Consider the following 17,307-nt stretch of genomic DNA (forward strand, 5'->3'; position numbering starts at 1 on the left):
ATTGCCGGCTCTGCCGCTTGCCTGATGGAGCGGAGGGCCGGTATTTTGTTCTTTAATATTGAAACTTATGCGGCCTATGATACAGTGAGGGTAAACAAATTTCTGATATAGGAAAAGGTGGAATGGAATTGGAAATCACCATTGATCAACAAGGCAGCTCCAAGGTTGCCGTCGTGGACAGCGCCGGCATTGTCCTTCATGATGTTCAGGATGCGCTCGACCTGATGGCTACGGTGAGGCATGTTTATGATTGTGACAAGATGCTGGTCCGGCAGACCAGTCTGACGGAGGATTTTTTTGAGCTGCGGACCAGACTGGCCGGCGAAATCCTGCAGAAGTACACCAACTACCATTTTAAACTGGCCATTGTCGGCGACTTTAGCCGCTATAACAGCAAGAGCCTGGACGATTTCATCTACGAATGCAATCAAGGCAAGCTGGTGTTCTTCGCGGCGAGCCGGGAGGAAGCATTAAGTGCGCTGCATCAGGCTCCGGAATAGGTTATCCGGCTTTGATTAACAGGATAGAGCTAAGCAGGTAGCGCCGGGCATTAATTAATTCGGCGTAACCGTCCACGCCAAAATGGCCTGCGTAATTCCGGCTTATTGATTTTTCCGACGGCTGTCTTGGGAAGCGAGTCGACAATCTCTAACCGCATAGGGATTTTGAAAGCAGCCAGTTTATTTGTGCAGAACTCTTGCAGCTCAAGAAGAGTAAGCATCGCGCCTTGGTGTGGCACAATGACGGCCGTAACTTGTTCTCCTTCATCTGATAGAGGAGTCCCTATTACGGCAACTTCCAGTACAGCGGGATGCCTGCCTAAGATCGCCTCAACCTCAGCGCAGAACACGTTGAGTCCATCCACAATAATCATGTCCTTCTTTCGGTCCAGAAGGTACAGAAAGCCGTCTTCATCCAATCTGCCGATATCTCCGGTGTGTAACCATCCGTTTCGCAGGGAGGCTTCAGTATCTGTGGAATTCCTCCAATAGCCCAGCATCATTTGCCCGCCACTGCAGATAATCTCCCCTATCTCTCCCGGTGCGGCATCATTGCCTTCCTCGTCAATAATGCGTATGCTGTACGGCTGCTGGCCCCATAGAGCCAGGTCAGCCGGCTTGCCGACCGATAAGAGGCGATGCAGCTTGCCTTCGCGGCTGCATTGATTAACGGATAAGAAGCTTATAAACTGGCCGCTCTCGGTCTGAGAATAGACCTCCAGGATTTGAACGCCCGGAAACACCTCCATTGCTTGGCGGAAAGTTCCGGGACTGATGGGTGCACCGCCGCAGGTGATCCCTTGAAGCGAGGGCATGCATGAAGCGTTCATGGCTTTGAGCTGGACAAGATCTTTAAACTGCGAGCCTACAGTACCCAGAAATGTAATCTCTTCTTGTTCAACGATACGGGCGATCTCCTCAATTTCAAACGGATAGGCATCCGGATAAATGAGCCTCCCGCCTTCATACAACGTGCTCCAGAGGATAAATTGTCCGGTCAAATGGGCTTGATTGAAGACAAGGGACTTTTTGGCCGGGTTATGCCCTCCGCCTCTGGCCGGATTCATAAACGACCAATGGCTGATACTGCGATGGGAGTGCATGACGCCTTTCGCGCGGCCGGTTGTACCCCCGGTGTAGATAATGACCGCTATGTCTTCAGGTTTTGCCTGAAACCATGAGGTCAGAGGCGGGAAATGAGAGATAAAATGTGCAATGGAATTAGGCGCGTATCCGGGATCACAGGATATCAGCAATGCCTGGGGCAACTGGGCGGCAATTGCGGCAATATCGGAAGCTGCAGCTTCGTAGACGATGGCCGCAGGATCGGCATCCTGCAGAATCTGCACGGTTTCGGTAGTCGTCAAAGAAGGGAATAGGGCTACCGGGATGGCCCCGATTGCGGTTGCAGCACATTCTGCGATAACCAGATCCGGAGAGGGGTTGCCCAATAGGGCAATCCGGTCGCCAGGTTTAATCGCAAGCTGACGCAAGCCTTGGGCAACGCAGCTGACCTGGCTGTGTAATTCTCCGTAAGTTAAGGTTTTACTACTTGATTGGATTGCTACATGCTGGGGGTTCATTGAAGCGACGACGGGCAGAATTTCAGAAAGAAGCATGGTTCAACCTCCTGATAGTGGAGAAATAAATTATTACCTATAAACTTACTTTGAATAATCATATATTTTTCTGACTAAACTCCAGTTGATGCTGATTTTGCACAACGGAATACAATCAGAACAATTGCTAATTGGAAAAAGAAGGAGGATGCGAGTCGAGATGACTAAAGTTATAGAGCAGAACCATCTGCTGGCCTGGGTGCAGAATCAGTGGAGCCTACCGGCCATTGTAGAGGCAGAGGCGGTCAGCGGATCGTCCGGTCAAGTTTTGCGTTTAACTTGCGGGGATGGAAGAGTTGTGTACCTGAAACAGACGGATTCCGCAGAACGCATGCAAAGAATTACAGCCATTCAAGAGGTATTGCAGCAGCACGGAGTAAGGGTGGCCGTGGCCCTGCCGGCGGCGGGTGGTGAACGGTGGGTAACTTTTGAAAGACAATTGTATACGCTTACCAATGAGCTAAAAGGGGCAATCATCAGCGAACTGAAACCGGAAATAGCGGCTGTATATGGACAAGGACTGGCGAAGCTGCATGAAGGGCTCCGGCATATGGCTATAGATCATTATCCCGTCATGGATTTCACGGAGCAGTTGATGGGCTGGGCAATACCACACTGCAGAGCGGCTGGGGATTCATTGGGATGCCTGGAAGAGCTGGAAGCGGTACTGGAGGAAATGGTCACTGCGGGAATTCCGCGACTGGCACAGCTTCCTCAGCAATTGATTCACCGGGATACGCATCCCGGAAACATGGTGCTGATGGATGACGGTGGCGTCGGCTTTCTGGATTTTGAAATCTCGGTGGCCGGCTTGCGTATCTTCGATCTGGGGTATCTATGTACCTCTCAATGGATCAGCGCTTATCAGGACGAACAGAAGCGGCAAGACTGGCTTAGGCTTGTAGAAGAAATCCTTCGGGGGTATGAGCGGGCGGGACGACTGCCGGAGGCGGAGCGGGACTGCCTCTTCTACACAATGTGCGGTATTCAAATGATCTTCACCGCGTACTGGCAGGGAGAGGGGAGAGCGGACCAGGCGGCAATCAATCTGGAGGCGCTGCTTGCGCTGATGCGGGTAAGAGCTTGCCTGCTCCAGACCCTGATCCTGAAGTTCAATAATTCTCAGGCCGATAGAACAGATTAGCCTTTCCTTCTCCTCCATAACTGTAATAGCGCAAAGGGTCGTGGTAAGGCAGAGAAGCATTTTTTACTTCGCCCCACCGCAGGTGAGATAAGACGAAAGGAATTCCTTCCCCATCATTCTCTATTAATCCGTTACTATTGTATGAAAAATGCTCACCGACAATTAGCGCTTCGGAATTTAACCGTATTTCGTATAAGTCAGCATGTTCATGTCCGAATTCTGTGCGCTCACGATATGAATCAACCGGGAAGTCCTTTAGCGCACTGAGCAAATGACTTAATGTATAACCATGAGTTGGGCGGGCTTCATTATCCGGTCTACGACCGTTAAGGGCTTCCTTGCGGGATGTAATGACAAGCTCACCGTCAGCAACAATAAATTCGCAGGATAGGTTGTACGCATTATTCCTATGATCAGGTATATGTAATATAAACGACGAATGCAGACTCTGTGCTTCTGTCCGTTCATATTGGACCGCCTTTTCTCGAAAGATGAAATTCACGTTTCTCCTTCTAATATATATGAAAAAGACGACAATAAAAAACCGGTTCCGCTGTCCATGGGGGTAGACAGCGGAACCGGCTTATTTAACATACAAAGATATTTAATTGCGGATCAGATAATCGAAGGCACCCAGGGCGGCGGTAGCGCCGGAGCCCATGGAGATGATGATCTGCTTATAAGGACTGTTGGTGCAGTCGCCTGCGGCGAACACGCCCGGAATGCTGGTTGCACCGTGGTTGTCGACGATGATCTCGCCGAAGCGGGTGCGCTCCAGTGTCCCCTCGAGCCAGTCGGTGTTCGGCACAAGACCGATCTGGACGAATACGCCTTCCAGCTCGATATGCTGCTCCGTACCGGTGTCACGTTCAATATAGGTAATACCGTTCACTTTGTCGTTGCCGGTAATTTCCTTGGTCTGAACGTTCTTATGCACGGTTACGTTAGGCAGACTGTACAGTCGCTGCTGGAGTACGGAATCGGCCTTCAGCTCCGGCATGAATTCCAGAACGGTTACATGGCTGACGATACCTGCCAGGTCAATCGCCGCTTCAATCCCGGAGTTGCCGCCGCCGATGACGGCGACATGCTTGCCGGCGAAGAGCGGACCATCACAGTGCGGGCAGTAGGCGACGCCTTTGTTCTTGAACTCGGCTTCGCCGGGAACGCCCACATTGCGCCAGCGGGCGCCTGTGGAGAGAATAACCGTCTTGCTCTTCAGCACGGCACCGTTCTCCAGCTCGATCTCGATGTGCTCTTTCTTCTCCAGGCGCTTGGCGCGCTGGGTCTTCATCACATCGATCTCGTATTCCTTCACATGCTCTTCCAGGCTCGCTGCGAGCTTCGGACCTTCGGTGTACTTCGTGCCGATGAAGTTCTCGATGCCGAGCGTCTCCATGATCTGGCCGCCGAAGCGTTCAGCGACGATGCCGGTGCGGATGCCTTTGCGGGCGGCATAGATAGCCGCACTTGCGCCGGCAGGACCGCCGCCGACAACCAGGACGTCGAACGGTTCCTTGTCGGATAATTCCGAAGCGTCCGGTCCGGTGCCCAGCTTGGCGAGAATCTCCTCTGCGGTCATCCGGCCGCTGCCGAAGAATTCACCGTTCAGGTAGACGGATGGCACAGCCATTACGTCTTTGCTTTCCACTTCGCTCTTGAAGGCGGCGCCGTCGATCATCGTATGAGTAACGCCGCTGTTAAGCACGCTCATCATATTCAGGGCCTGCACCACATCTGGACAGTTGTGGCAGGTCAGGCTGATGTAAGTCTCAAAATGGTATTCACCCTTGAGACCCTTAATCTGGTCGATGGTCTCCTGCTCTGCCTTCGGTGCTCTGCCGCTCACTTGCAGCAGTGCCAGCACCAGCGAAGTGAACTCGTGGCCGAGCGGAACGCCGGCGAAGGTAACGCCGGTATCCTCGCCCGGACGGTTTACACTGAAGCTTGGCGTGCGCGGGAGCTTGGTATGTTCTACTTTAATATTGGACGACATTTCGGCCAGCTCATTTACCAGAGACAGCGTTTCTTGCGAAACGCTGTCGTCCCCGGCGCTGACCTTCAGCAGTACCTCGCCCTCCATGAGCTGGAGATACTGCGCTAATTGTGCTTTGATATCCGCATCAAGCGCCATGTTTCATCCGCTCCTTAGATTTTGCCTACGAGGTCAAGGCTTGGTTTCAGGGTTGTGCTGCCTTCCTGCCATTTGGCCGGGCATACTTCGCCTGGGTTGTTGCGTACGTACTGGGCAGCCTTGATCTTGTTGACCAGGATGCTGGCATCGCGGCCAATGCCGTCGGCATTGATTTCTACCGCTTGGATTACGCCGTCAGGGTCAATGATGAACGTACCGCGGTCGGCCATGCCGGATTCCTCGATCAGAACGTCGAAGTTACGGGAGATGGTGTGGGACGGGTCGCCGATCATGATGTATGTGATTTTACCGATCGCTTCGGAGCTGTCATGCCATGCTTTATGTGTAAAGTGAGTGTCTGTGGAGACGGAGTACACTTCAACACCCAGGCTCTTCAAAGTTTCGTATTCGTTCTGCAGGTCTTCCAGCTCAGTAGGACATACGAACGTGAAATCTGCAGGGTAGAAGCAAACTACGCTCCATTTGCCTTTAAGGTCGGCTTCGGACACATCGATAAACTTTCCATTGTGGTAGGCGGATGCTTTAAAAGGCAGGACTTCTTTTCCAATCAGGGACATATTCATTTTCCTCCTAAGGTTGTTTTCTACACAACTGCTGGCTTTAGAGTAACAATTATGTAGCGTTTCTTTATTGATAATTATTATCATCTAGATATTATTATTTGTCAAGCGCGGGTTATTAATTTCACAAGTCGTTCAAGAAAGGGGCGTACAACACTAATATGGACGGGGAGACAGCTTCCCATTCACGGGACTGGGGCAGCGACATGATATTTACAACTATTCGTAGGTTCCCTATTAAATTACCCCGCTGACGCTTTATTGATTGTGTAGAAAGTTTGAACAATGGGTAAAAAGTGTATAGCCATAATTTTAAATCAGGTTTAATTTATTTAAAATTTAAATAATACAACAAAAAATAACGGCCTTCGGCAGCCTGCATCATCAAGCACCGAATGGCCGTTATTTATCGTTAGGAGCTATACAACCCACCGGAAAATAATAAAGATCACTGCAATAATGCCGACGACAATCAGTGTATCGGAGATCTGGCGCCAAAGCCCGTGCACCCCTTCATTATGATACTGATGCGCTTCGGCATCATGCTTGGCTTTAATCCCTCCGGGATCTGTAAAATTGGCACTGGGAGGGAGCTGATTGAAATCAGACATAAGAATCACCTCCTTTGAACCATTATATAACATATAATTACAGATGGGGCATTGAAATCTTCTGCTATGCTTTCGTGTACTTCACAATCAAGTCTGCCAGCTCATCCCATTGCCCGCAGTTCTCCCAGCGGAACGACTTCGGCAGCTCGTACATCGCAGCGCAAGGGGAAGCTGGGGGCGGAGTGAAGCTTTGGACAAATCAAAGCATCCCCGGACAGGAAGCTGTCCGGGGACTCCTTTAAACTGAACATGAAAGGAGATGAGGGAGATGGAGGCGCCCTCAGCTTTGGCGTCAGGGACCTCCCCTTCGACAAAGTCGAACAGAATACCGACGCTCCAGCCCGGACCGGGGAGCACAATATGATCATGCTCCTCGTGTGTCCGGCGCACCGGTACGGCCGGGTATCCTTTGTCGTGCAGATAATCAAGAATCTGCAGGCTCTGCAGTGCATCTTTTATGCGGCCCGTGCGGTAAATTTTCAGAACATACCGGTGTGAAGAGCTGCGTAATTCATAGACCTTCCCGATCATTTGCCGGTGCAGACAGATCTGCTCAATATTCAAGGCATAGGCTTGATTGACCAGTGAAAGCAGCTGACTTTCCTCCATATGCGGCAGGCCACCTTTCTTATATTGAAGCCATTATTGATCAAAGTGTTATTTTATGTACATATAAAAAACAAATCTATTTAATTTATCCCGCATTCGCCGCTTGCATTGGGAAACGCGCCCTGGACATGGTAAAGTAAAGGATAAGGAAACGATTTCTAACGATAACCGGAGGCGTGACGCATGACAAGAGATGAACTGATCCAGCAGCTTAACGACTGGCATGAAGCGGATGAATATGAAGAGATAGTGGACCGTATCAAGGAAGTGCCGACGATGTTCATCGACGATGAACTGGCCAGCCACCTGGGACGGGCCCTGAATAACCTGGGGCGTTACAATGAGGCGCTGAAGTGGTTCAACAAGATCGGCGAGGAAGGACGCAACGATCCGCTCTGGCATTTCCGGGTGGGCTTTGCCAATTACTATCTCGACCGGAATGAGGAAGCGGTGGCGGCCTTTGAAACGGCACACGAGATGGACCCCGAGGATGAGGATACTCTTACCTTCCTGGAGTGGAGCCGCAAAGCCGCAGCGGAATCTCCGGGAGAGAAGAATGACTCCGACGACGATGAGTCTGAAGAAGCGGACGAGTAGCCTGAAATACGGGCAGGACCGAAATTCTACATACACGACTTTTTACAGCAGAGGGGCCGCTTATTGCGGCTCTTTTTTTTGCAGTGAAGGATTGACCCTTGTCCCTGATGTCCGCCTCCTTCTCATCAAACTCTAATCCCGCTCCAAAGTCCTTCTCATCGCTCCTGTTATACCATTAACATCAATCACAGGTATAGAGGAGGAGCAAAGCATGAAGAAGAAATTGAAAGCTATGCTGGCGGGAATGGGTCTGGGGGTGGCGGTGATGGCGGGTTGCAGTGAAGGAGGACCGGCGCTGGCGCAGCAGCTGGATGAATCGGATTTTGCAGCGGCGGAACCGGCACTTGGCGAAGGTGTGGTTACGGGCTCCGGTATTTCCTTTGATCTGGGCACTACCCGCGTCCAGCCGGACAGCGGTACCAAAACCGTCAAAATTACCAATGTGAACGGGACGATTGACATTACGCAGGGCAGTGGAAAGAACCTGGAGATACATACGGAGGTCGTAGTCAAGAATCTGGGGAAAGAAGAAGCTAAGGCGGTAGCTGAACAAGCCGGCCTGAACGTCGAGGAAGGAACGGTGCTGAGCCTGGAGGCTTACAGCGAGCCTTACACTGCAGGGGCTATACACGGTAATCCGTCGATTCATCTGACGATAACCCTTCCGAAGGGGCTGGGCAGCGGTCTGGAGGCGAAGCTGACGAACGGCAATATTGATTTGAGCCAAGTAACGGGGACCGGGACGATCGAGCTGGAGACGGTGAACGGAAGCGTCAGTGTGCAGCAGGTGGACAGCGCCGTCATCCTGGAGACCAACAACGGCGAGATCAGCGTATCGGATGCCAAGGGGAAGGTCCGGGCCAGCCTGGTCAATGGCAGTATTGATGCCGAGCGGATCGGGGGAGAGCTTGAACTGGAGGCAACGAACGGTAATTTATCCGTAGAAGAAGCTGCCTCCTCGATTGAAGCCCATACCGTTACGGGAAATGTGGAAGTGGAGAGCGCAAAGGTCGGCGGAGACTGGACGGTGTCGACGACAGTGGGCGACGTTGATTTGCGGCTGCCGGAGAAGGCGGATGTGGAGGTGGACGGTAAAACGATGTTTGCCAAGCCGAAGACGGATCTGCCGCTGACGGTCAGCCTGAATCGGATAACCGGCAAGCTGGGGAAAGGGACCTATCTTATAGATGCGGGATCGATGGCCGGGTTATCATTAAAGAAAATGGGCTGAACAGCGAAGAGGTGACCCCGCCATTGAAGGAACGTGTCTTGATTATTGAGGACGAAACTGCCATGATCCGGCTCCTGGAGCTGGAGCTTGCTTACGAGGGTTATGAGACCGCAGTTGCCTGCGACGGGCTGAGCGGTGCAGAGAAGGCGCTTCAAGAGAGCTTTGATTTCATTTTGCTCGATTTGAATCTGCCCGGCATCAACGGTATTGAGGTATGCAAAAGAATCCGCGCCTGCAAGCAGACGCCGATCCTCATGCTGACTGCGCGCGATACGGTCAGTGACCGGGTGCGCGGTCTGGATACCGGGGCCGACGACTATATTCCGAAGCCGTTTGCCATTGAAGAGCTGCTGGCCCGCATGCGCTCGCTGCGGCGCAGGCTACAGGCGCCGGACACCGGTGAACTGCTGTCCGCCAAGGATTTGACGCTGAATACGGCATCGCATCAGGTCAGCCGCGGCGGCCGGGAGATTGAGCTGTCGCAGCGGGAGTATGAGCTGCTGCATTGCCTGCTCACCCATAAGAACCGGCTGATGAACCGCGAGGCCCTGCTGAACCTCGTCTGGGGCTACTCGTACGCCGGCGAGACGAATGTGGTCGATGTCTACATCCGCTATGTGCGGATGAAGATCGATGAAGGATATGAGGAGAAGCTGATACATACGATCCGCGGCAGCGGCTATATTCTGAAGGACTGAGGGTGAGGGCATGAAGAGCTGGACATTCTCCCGGAAAGTCAGCGCCAGTATCGCGCTCTCTTCCCTGATTGTTGCGCTGGTACTCAGCGTGTTCGTCTATATTACCTTCCGGCATTGGAGCGACCGGCAGCAGACTGACCTGCTGGAGGCCAAGCTGAAGCAGTTTGAGCTGCGGATCAAGGAGGTCGGGTTTCTGCCGTCGCTGCTGACTCCGGGACTTGGCAAGGGGAAGGGGGCAGCGGCGGTCTTTAACCCCGACCTGTCGTCCATGGCCGCCGAGCTCGGAGATGGACAGGCGCTGCAGCTGCTTGATTCCGGCGGCCGGGTGCTGGCCGAGGCGGGAGCGGCTGAGCCGGATGCACAGGACATTGCCCATCAGGCTGAGCGCGAATTCTCGCTGCTGGTGTTTGGAGATGTCACGCTGCGCCTTACCGACCGCGGTGTCTCCGCCAGTGCAGCGGCAGCGGGCGAGATCGGCCGCATTCTCCTGTTCGGGCTGGTCATCGCTACCGGAGTAGCCGTTGCTACGGGCTGGCTGGTTGCCCGCTCAGCGCTGCGGCCGATCCGCAGCATGATTGGAGAGGCGCGCGGCATCGGCGCGGGCAACCTGTCGCAGCGGCTGCAGATGCCGGCGGCGGAAGACGAGCTGCATCAGCTGGCGGAGACCTTCAACGGCCTGCTGCAGCGGCTGGAGGTGTCCTTTGAGCAGCAGCACCGTTTCGTCGCTGACGCTTCCCATGAGCTGAAGACGCCGCTCGCCATCATTGAGGGCCACGCAAATATGATCCAGCGCTGGGGGAGAAGCTCCCCCGAAGTGCTGGCAGAGTCGCTGACCTTCATGACGGAGGAGACCGGCAGAATGAAGGAGCTGATCTCCCAGCTGCTGCTGCTGGCGGAAGCGGAGCAGGGGCTGCCTGGGGGCAGCGCGGGGAGCTGCTTCCCGGAAGACATTCTGGCGGAGCTGCTGCCGCAGCTGGCACAGATTAATCCGGGGGTACAGCTGAAGCTGGAGCCGGGGGGTCAGACGGCCGGCCTGCCGGTAAGGATGAACAAGGAGGCCTGCCGCCGGGTGCTGCGCAACATCATCGAGAACGCCCTGAAATACACTCCGGAAGGCGGAACGGTGAGCATTGGCCTGCGCAGCGGGGCCGGGCAGGTGATGGTAACGGTAGCCGATACGGGCATCGGGATTTCACCCGGCCATCTGCCGCATATCTTTGACCGCTTCTACCGGGCCGAGGGCTCGCGGAACCGTGCCGGAGGCGGCTCGGGGCTCGGGCTGGCAATCGTAAAGGCGATGATGGAAAGGCACGGCGGGTCGGTCAGCCTGGAGAGCCTTCCGGGGGAAGGCACGGTGGTGACGCTGCGGTTCGCCGGGGGCAGCAGCGGCAGGGTACCGCTGGATCAGAGCAACGAACGGACCGGCTGATTTGCAGGCTATGAATATAATGAGTTGTATAGAAAAGGAATATATACCAGAAAATTAATGAGCACGGAAATTGCAGCCCATCTAAGCCGGTGCGGATAATTCCTGAGAATAGGCCAGAGAAACAAGGCCAGGACAAACAGAAGAACCGCCGGATAAGATATTAAGGTTTCCAGCTTTTCCCCGTCCGTTATATCCCCGGGATAATAGGATGAAGCATCACTTCTTTTTACCTCGATCCAGAGCAGCGTGATTAATGAATAGAATGCCATCAAGCATAGATCGGCTGCTATAAAAGCAATCTTTCTCATAAATGCCCAGCAACTCCTTCCCCTATAGTAAAAACGCCCGGAAGCGGATGAAATTCATCTATTCCGGGCGTAAACATAATGTACACCGGACAGCTAGGCGACAATCTCCTCCAGCTTGGCCGTAAGTGCATGTAATTGACGGATCGAGCCGGCGATATCCTCCACATGCTGCTGCTGCTCATGCGAGCTGGCCAGCACCTCCTGCACAGACGCAGCCGACTGTTCCGTAAAGGCGGCCACCGCCGATATCTCCTGCACGACCGTCTGGGAGGCGGCATGCAGGCTCTCGGTGACGCCGCGCACCTGTTCGGCCTGTTCCAGCAGCTCGGCGGTGTTCAGGTCGATCTCGCTGAACAACTGTTCCGCGATAATCGAGGATTCTTTCCCGGCTTTGACGATGAACCGGCCGCTTTCCACCAGCTCGGCGGCGCGGCCGACCTTCTGCTGGATGGCCGTCAGGATGGCCGAGATGTTGGTAGACGCCTCCTGGGCATTCTGGGCCAGCTTGCGGATCTCCGTGGCGACGACGGCGAAGCCCCGTCCCTGTTCGCCCGCCTTGGCCGCTTCAATCGAAGCGTTGAGGGACAAGAGATTGGTCTGGCCGGCAATGCTCTGCAGCGCCTCAACGATGCTGCCGATTTTCTCGTTCTCGGCAGTGACCTCGCCCATGACGACAGATGTGCCCGTTACAATAGCGTTGATCTCATTGATTCGGCCGGTCAGCTCGGCCATGCCGGCTTTGCCGTGCTGCGTCAGCTCGGCGGTGGCTCTTGACTTGCCACTCATGCGCACAGCTGTCTCCGCCGCAGTGCCGACATGCCCGTCGACGCGTTGAATGGCCCCTGAGATGTCATTGACACTGACGGCCTGCGTCTCCATGCCGGTCGCAATCTCGTTGAAGGCGCTGACTACCTGGCCGGTAATCTCTCCGGTGCTGGCGGCATTCGTCTGCAGGCTGGCCACCGACCGTCCGAGAATGTCCGCCGAATGGCGCACTTCATCGAGCACCTGCTCGGTATGAGCCTTGGCGGCTGCCGATTCAACGGCGCTGCTCTCCACCCTGTTCAGAATCCGCGTACCGATCAGACTCTGGGTGATGAGCGAAGCCAGGGTGATGACGAGATAGGCGCAATAAATAACGGTTCGTTCCACCTGGAAGATGTCCTTGGTCTGCGAAAAGTAAATCAGCATGGCCAGTCCCAGCACACCGCTGAGCACGAGCGGACGGTAATCATGATAGATGGAGACCAAAGCAAGGGCAAAGAACAGAAACAAAATGCTGCTGAAGGCGGAGCTTTCCGATATGTAGAAAAAGGCGTCGAGATTCAATCCGGCCGTTACAATGTACATGGTATACGGGACGAGGACCTTTCTCCATACCAGGATGGTGCATAGGACGGCTACAGGAACACTGGTTAGAGCAATCGTCTGCCTTACCTGGCCTGAAGCCAAGGCAATTCCCAGAATCATCGTTCCCCAGAACAGCCAGACCATCAACTTGTTTCTCCGCTGCAATTCCAGCAATTTCTCCGACATTCCGACCACTACTTTCTGCTATGTATTCTTTTGCGAGGTACCGCATTGAATCATTCTACAATCTTCTGCAAAATTCCTGTATAAAATCCAAATAATATGGGTATAAAATGTGCTTTTATGCTGCGTTTACCGCTCTTCCGGAAAAAGCAAAAAACGCCCGGCGGGTTCCGGGCGTTTTTACTTCATTAAAGCCTTAGTAAGCCTATTAGTGGTGGAACTTGAGATTTCCCTGCAATAGCGCAGATGGATACCCGTAAAATTTCAGACTACGGGCCGCCGGCCGCTCCCGGGTCTCCTGATGATTATCGCTGTTTGCAGCAGAATTCAGGCGGCAGGCAGTCTAAGTGGACAATCGCCATCTAATTTTACCTATAAGAAGCTTATTGCAGATTTAGTTGGACAATCGCCACTTAATATTGGTGCAAATGAGTGATTAGTCCAATATCCTCTAAATTAAGTGGCCATAATCGAATTATATTGCTGGATTCCGTAGAACCAGCAGAATTAGTGTGCGGAAATCGAACTATTGCCTTGGAACGTTTAAATTTCACAGGAGGCTTGGCTATGGACACCGGGAATGTGAAATTCCGGCCGCTGCTGCTCCATTCCAAGCTTCCCGTTATGACAGATGCACATAAAAGGTTGCGGATTCCCCGGGCACGCTTTTGGCGTAAATCCGTCCCCGGTGCTGATCAATAATCGACTTGGCAATCGCCAGTCCCAAGCCGTGCCCGCCCTGCTTGCGCGATCTGGAGGTGTCGGTGCGATAGAAGCGGTCGAAGATCCGCGTAAGATGCTCGGGCGCGATGCCTTCGCCGGTGTTGGACACCGCCAGCACCACCTCGTGATGCTGCTTCTGAAGCAGCAGCGTCACCTTGCCGCCGGGTCCGGAGTACTTGACGGCATTGTCGAGCAGAATCATGACGACCTGCTTGATCTGTTCGCTGCTGCCCTGCACGCTTAAATCCGGTTCAATGTCGTAATCGAGCGCCACATTCTTCTCGAAGATAACGGCTTCCATGGTCAGAATAATATTCTCTACCGCTTCGCTGATATCAAACGGGGCATGGATCATGCTGGCGCGCGAATCGTCCATCTCGGTCAGATACAGCAGATCGCTGGTCAGCTTGGCCATGCGCTCCGTCTCGGACTTGATGTAATGCAGCCATTTCGACTGCTGGCCCACCGTTTCCTCCGGATTGGCCAGCAATACCTCTGTATTGGTATTGATAACCGCCAGCGGCGTCTTCAGCTCATGGGACGCGTCGGCAATGAACTGCTTCTGCTTATTGAAGGCCTCCTGGACAGGCCGGATGGAACGGTTGGCGAAATAGCGGCTGGAGAAATACAAAATCACCAGCATCAACACCCCGACGACGGTGAAGGTATAAATCAGATTCGTCAATATTTCCTGCTGGGAGGTGATGTCGAGGAAGACCAGCATATTGCCCTCGCTGGCCCGGTGCACCTCATAAATCCAGTGGCTGCCGTCCAGGGTGAACTGCCCGCTGGCTTTGCCTTCAGCCACAGCTTCCTGCAGCGCCTCCGCATAGAATTCATCGTCCATCGTAAACCGGGAGACTGGCGTCTCCGTCATGTTCCAATCAGCGTCTGTACGGATCATGAAGGATACCGAGCGTTCGGGAGGCGTCCCGATTGTATTTCTGCCTTCGTCCTGCAGCGGCGGCATTCCATCATCTATTCCGTCGCCCATGCCGCCAGACTGGCGGTCGCCGCCCCCGAAGCCGGGCTTCTCGTAGTTCTCCACGACCCGCCGCAGATCCATCCCGATATCGCTGCGCACATCAATGTAGTTGATGATGTAGATCGCCGCAAAGGCGACCAGCATAATGATCGAGGTCGTCGCCAGGTTCACGATCAGGAACCGGTTTCTAAGCTTCTTGAACATCAGCCGTTCACCTCTAATACATAGCCGACGTTGCGGATGGTGCTGATGCGGACGGATGAGCCGAGGAACGTAAGCTTTTTGCGGAGAAACGAAATATACACTTCCACATTGTTATGCTCCGCCTCGGAATCGAAGCCCCACAGCTTCTCGATAATCTGCTCCTTGGAGGTGGCGGCGCTCTTCCGCGTCATCAAGAGCTCCAGCAGCTCGCTTTCCTTCAGGTTCAGCTTCATTTCCTTGCCGCCTACGCTCAGGCGCAGGTTGGTGGTGTTCAGCTCCAGATCCCCGAATTTCAGCGCATCATCCGGCAGGACCTCGCCTCTGCGCCGCAGCACCGCCCGCATTCTGGCCAGCAGCTCTTCCGTGGAGAAGGGCTTGGCGATGTAATCGTCGGCCCCGTAATCGAGACCGGTCACCATATCGGTGAGTTCCCCTTTGGCCGTCAGGAAAATCACCGGCGTAGCCACGCCCTTGGTGCGCAGCTTCCGCAGCACGCTGATCCCATCCATCTCCGGCATCATAATATCGAGCAGCAGCAGATCATAGATCCCGCTCAGTGCATAATCAAGGCCGGTGCTCCCGTCATGGACGGCATCGACCGAATAATGGTGCTTCTTGAGTATTTGCGTGACGGCCTCGGCCAGATGAATTTCATCTTCCACAATCAATATGCGCATGGTTTGTCATCCTCTGCTTCCTTGGTGTACTTCCTTAAACTGATGCCATTATAGCAAGATTACCTTTAATGAGCCTTAATGAACTTTTTTTAGCGGAAAGAATTCGCCCGGGCCCCGTCCAAACCGGATCTCTTCATCTATAGCACGCACAGGCCGCCATCCATTTGTAAAACGGGTGTAAAAAAATCAACCCTGTGTAAAACCATTTAAGCTTCGTTAAAGGTTAGGGCGCTAAGATACAGACATGAAACTTACACCGGAAAGGAATTGATCCCCGTGGCGATTGAAGTATTCAACCGTTATGAGAATAAGTATCTGCTGGATGATGCGGCCTACCGCAAGCTTTATGCGGAGCTCCTCGAATATATGGAACCCGATGATTACAACAAGCAGCATGAGTTCTACTCCATCACCAACATCTACTACGATACGGCGAGCAACACCTTGATCCGCAACAGTCTGTCCAAGCCGAAGTACAAGGAGAAGCTCAGACTGAGAGCCTACGGCGTGCCGAACCAGGACTCGAAAGTGTACCTTGAAATTAAGAAAAAGGTGTTCGGACTGGTCAACAAACGCAGAACCTCGCTCAAGCTGCATGAAGCCTATGAGTTTGTCCGCACCGGACAGGCACCGGAATATAAGGATTACATGAACAAGCAGGTCATTGAGGAAATCAAGTACTTCCTGAGCTGCTATGAACTGGAGCCGAAGGTATACCTGTCGTATGACCGCAAGGCGCTCTTTTGCAAAAATAACCGTGACCTGCGCATCACCTTCGACACCAATATCCGCAGCCGCAGATGCGACCTGCAGATGGAGCACGGGGTGTACGGCGAACCGCTGCTGGAGCCCGGCCAATGGCTGATGGAAGTGAAGGCCGAGAAGACCATTCCGGTCTGGCTGGCGGGCATGCTCTCCGAGCACCGGATGTACCGCACCAGCTTCTCCAAATACGGCAACGAATATAAAAGAACGATTAGAAACAGCCAAATTGAAACAACAGAAAGTGAGCGTGTCCTATATGCTTGATTCCATTTTTTCCGCAGTTTCGACCGATACGACCTTATCCTTCGGCACTGCCGTTACAACGATTCTGCTGTCGCTCCTGCTCGGCGCAGTCATCAGCTTCACTTATATGAAGACCAGTCCGGGATATACACAGAGCTTCACGCTGACGATGGTGCTGCTGCCGGTCATTGTGGCCATTATCATCCTGCTGATCGGCAGCAATGTCGCGAGAGCCTTCAGCCTGGCCGGTGCGTTCTCGATCATCCGCTTCCGCAGTGCGCCCGGCGATCCGAAGGATATCACATTCGTCCTGTTCACCATGGCTTCCGGTCTGGCCTGCGGCGTAGGCGCCTTCGGTTATGCCGCTCTGTTCACCGTTATTCTCTGCATCATCATGGTCTTGCTGAACCGCACCGGATTCGGCGTGAAGAAGACGCAGGACAAGACGCTTAAGGTTACGATACCCGAGAATCTGGGGTATGAGGAGGCTTTTGCTGAAGTATTTGCCAGATTCAATGTCGGCTATGAGCTGAAGAAAATCCGTACCACTGAGCTGGGTAGCCTGTATGAGCTGGTATACACCGTCAGACTGAACGAAAGCACGAGCCAGAAAGAGTTCCTGGATGCCATCCGCACCCGCAACGGTAATCTGGATCTGTCGCTGACGATGAGCCCGACCACCACAGAATATTAAACCTTTTGAAGGGATTGACCTT

The 17,307-nt window shown here is 53.5% G+C and carries 17 protein-coding genes; 8 read left to right on the forward strand and 9 right to left on the reverse strand.

What is annotated here, in order from left to right; all coding sequences use genetic code 11:
* The first annotated feature begins 128 nt into the window (after positions 1-128).
* On the forward strand, positions 129-500 hold the full coding sequence (locus tag F1381_RS03790) for a DUF4180 domain-containing protein (RefSeq protein WP_151733854.1): 372 nt from the start codon (positions 129-131) through the stop codon (positions 498-500).
* A 50-nt stretch (positions 501-550) separates the two neighbouring features.
* On the opposite strand, the gene F1381_RS03795 is transcribed toward F1381_RS03790, so the two are convergent.
* A complete protein-coding gene (locus tag F1381_RS03795) occupies positions 551-2,119 on the reverse strand; it encodes a class I adenylate-forming enzyme family protein (RefSeq protein ID WP_151733490.1) in 1,569 nt (522 codons plus the stop codon).
* A 160-nt stretch (positions 2,120-2,279) separates the two neighbouring features.
* Between F1381_RS03795 and F1381_RS03800 the strand changes: the two genes are divergently transcribed.
* Positions 2,280-3,263 (forward strand): phosphotransferase enzyme family protein, encoded by a 984-nt coding sequence (locus tag F1381_RS03800; protein WP_187355185.1) that lies wholly within the window; start codon positions 2,280-2,282, stop codon positions 3,261-3,263.
* On the opposite strand, the gene F1381_RS03805 is transcribed toward F1381_RS03800, so the two are convergent.
* From F1381_RS03805 to F1381_RS03825, 5 genes are all read right to left on the reverse strand, one after another.
* Entirely contained in the window at positions 3,232-3,765 is a 534-nt protein-coding gene (locus F1381_RS03805; RefSeq protein WP_151733492.1) for a hypothetical protein, read from the reverse strand. The two genes, F1381_RS03800 and F1381_RS03805, sit on opposite strands and share 32 nt — an antisense overlap.
* A gap of 102 nt (positions 3,766-3,867) precedes the next feature.
* Positions 3,868-5,397 carry an alkyl hydroperoxide reductase subunit F gene (ahpF, locus tag F1381_RS03810; protein WP_151733493.1) on the reverse strand — a complete coding sequence of 510 codons (1,530 nt, stop codon included), beginning with the start codon at positions 5,395-5,397 and terminating at the stop codon, positions 3,868-3,870.
* 14 nt (positions 5,398-5,411) lie between these two features.
* On the reverse strand, positions 5,412-5,975 hold the full coding sequence (gene ahpC, locus F1381_RS03815) for an alkyl hydroperoxide reductase subunit C (protein WP_151733494.1): 564 nt from the start codon (positions 5,973-5,975) through the stop codon (positions 5,412-5,414).
* 422 nt (positions 5,976-6,397) lie between these two features.
* Positions 6,398-6,589 carry a hypothetical protein gene (locus F1381_RS03820; protein ID WP_151733495.1) on the reverse strand — a complete coding sequence of 64 codons (192 nt, stop codon included), beginning with the start codon at positions 6,587-6,589 and terminating at the stop codon, positions 6,398-6,400.
* An 87-nt stretch (positions 6,590-6,676) separates the two neighbouring features.
* Positions 6,677-7,198, reverse strand: a complete 522-nt coding sequence (locus tag F1381_RS03825; protein ID WP_151733496.1) for a phosphotransferase — start codon at positions 7,196-7,198, stop codon at positions 6,677-6,679.
* A 183-nt stretch (positions 7,199-7,381) separates the two neighbouring features.
* Between F1381_RS03825 and F1381_RS03830 the strand changes: the two genes are divergently transcribed.
* The 4 genes from F1381_RS03830 to F1381_RS03845 all read left to right on the forward strand — a co-directional run bounded on the left by F1381_RS03830 (position 7,382) and on the right by F1381_RS03845 (position 11,153).
* Entirely contained in the window at positions 7,382-7,795 is a 414-nt protein-coding gene (locus F1381_RS03830) for a tetratricopeptide repeat protein (RefSeq protein ID WP_151733497.1), read from the forward strand.
* Between the two features lie 211 nt (positions 7,796-8,006).
* Positions 8,007-9,026 carry a DUF4097 family beta strand repeat-containing protein gene (locus tag F1381_RS03835; RefSeq protein ID WP_151733498.1) on the forward strand — a complete coding sequence of 340 codons (1,020 nt, stop codon included), beginning with the start codon at positions 8,007-8,009 and terminating at the stop codon, positions 9,024-9,026.
* A gap of 23 nt (positions 9,027-9,049) precedes the next feature.
* Positions 9,050-9,724: a response regulator transcription factor gene (locus tag F1381_RS03840; protein ID WP_151733499.1), complete on the forward strand. Its 675-nt coding sequence runs from the start codon at positions 9,050-9,052 to the stop codon at positions 9,722-9,724.
* Positions 9,725-9,734: 10 nt separating this feature from the next.
* On the forward strand, positions 9,735-11,153 hold the full coding sequence (locus F1381_RS03845) for a sensor histidine kinase (RefSeq protein WP_151733500.1): 1,419 nt from the start codon (positions 9,735-9,737) through the stop codon (positions 11,151-11,153).
* A 401-nt stretch (positions 11,154-11,554) separates the two neighbouring features.
* Here the strand turns inward: F1381_RS03845 and F1381_RS03850 are convergent, their stop codons facing one another.
* The 3 genes from F1381_RS03850 to F1381_RS03860 form a co-directional block, all read right to left on the reverse strand.
* Positions 11,555-12,997, reverse strand: a complete 1,443-nt coding sequence (locus F1381_RS03850) for a methyl-accepting chemotaxis protein (protein ID WP_151733501.1) — start codon at positions 12,995-12,997, stop codon at positions 11,555-11,557.
* A gap of 619 nt (positions 12,998-13,616) precedes the next feature.
* Entirely contained in the window at positions 13,617-14,906 is a 1,290-nt protein-coding gene (locus F1381_RS03855; RefSeq protein WP_151733502.1) for a sensor histidine kinase, read from the reverse strand.
* The gene (locus F1381_RS03860; RefSeq protein ID WP_151733503.1) at positions 14,906-15,583 is read right to left on the reverse strand and encodes a response regulator transcription factor; all 678 of its coding nucleotides are present in this window, start codon (positions 15,581-15,583) and stop codon (positions 14,906-14,908) included. Before F1381_RS03860 ends, F1381_RS03855 begins: the two co-directional genes overlap by 1 nt.
* Before the next feature lie 276 nt (positions 15,584-15,859).
* Here F1381_RS03860 and F1381_RS03865 point away from each other — a divergent pair, with 276 nt between their 5' ends.
* Together F1381_RS03865 and F1381_RS03870 are read left to right on the forward strand one after the other, a co-directional pair.
* Positions 15,860-16,612, forward strand: a complete 753-nt coding sequence (locus F1381_RS03865) for a polyphosphate polymerase domain-containing protein (protein ID WP_151733504.1) — start codon at positions 15,860-15,862, stop codon at positions 16,610-16,612.
* The gene (locus F1381_RS03870) at positions 16,605-17,285 is read left to right on the forward strand and encodes a DUF4956 domain-containing protein (RefSeq protein ID WP_151733505.1); all 681 of its coding nucleotides are present in this window, start codon (positions 16,605-16,607) and stop codon (positions 17,283-17,285) included. Before F1381_RS03865 ends, F1381_RS03870 begins: the two co-directional genes overlap by 8 nt.
* The last annotated feature ends 22 nt before the right edge of the window (positions 17,286-17,307 follow it).

This window comes from Paenibacillus tengchongensis, from assembly GCF_008973665.1.
In the GTDB taxonomy this organism is placed as follows: Bacteria; Bacillota; Bacilli; order Paenibacillales; family Paenibacillaceae; genus Paenibacillus_AQ; species Paenibacillus_AQ tengchongensis.

Coding starts and splice junctions, on each gene's coding strand:
- F1381_RS03795 (WP_151733490.1), bottom strand. CDS start 2,119: ATGCTTCTTTCTGAAATTCTGCCCGTCGTCGCTTCAATGAACCCCCAG.
- F1381_RS03800 (WP_187355185.1), top strand. CDS start 2,280: ATGACTAAAGTTATAGAGCAGAACCATCTGCTGGCCTGGGTGCAGAAT.
- ahpF (WP_151733493.1), bottom strand. CDS start 5,397: ATGGCGCTTGATGCGGATATCAAAGCACAATTAGCGCAGTATCTCCAG.
- ahpC (WP_151733494.1), bottom strand. CDS start 5,975: ATGTCCCTGATTGGAAAAGAAGTCCTGCCTTTTAAAGCATCCGCCTAC.
- F1381_RS03820 (WP_151733495.1), bottom strand. CDS start 6,589: ATGTCTGATTTCAATCAGCTCCCTCCCAGTGCCAATTTTACAGATCCC.
- F1381_RS03825 (WP_151733496.1), bottom strand. CDS start 7,198: ATGGAGGAAAGTCAGCTGCTTTCACTGGTCAATCAAGCCTATGCCTTG.
- F1381_RS03830 (WP_151733497.1), top strand. CDS start 7,382: ATGACAAGAGATGAACTGATCCAGCAGCTTAACGACTGGCATGAAGCG.
- F1381_RS03835 (WP_151733498.1), top strand. CDS start 8,007: ATGAAGAAGAAATTGAAAGCTATGCTGGCGGGAATGGGTCTGGGGGTG.
- F1381_RS03845 (WP_151733500.1), top strand. CDS start 9,735: ATGAAGAGCTGGACATTCTCCCGGAAAGTCAGCGCCAGTATCGCGCTC.
- F1381_RS03850 (WP_151733501.1), bottom strand. CDS start 12,997: ATGTCGGAGAAATTGCTGGAATTGCAGCGGAGAAACAAGTTGATGGTC.
- F1381_RS03855 (WP_151733502.1), bottom strand. CDS start 14,906: ATGTTCAAGAAGCTTAGAAACCGGTTCCTGATCGTGAACCTGGCGACG.
- F1381_RS03860 (WP_151733503.1), bottom strand. CDS start 15,583: ATGCGCATATTGATTGTGGAAGATGAAATTCATCTGGCCGAGGCCGTC.
- F1381_RS03870 (WP_151733505.1), top strand. CDS start 16,605: ATGCTTGATTCCATTTTTTCCGCAGTTTCGACCGATACGACCTTATCC.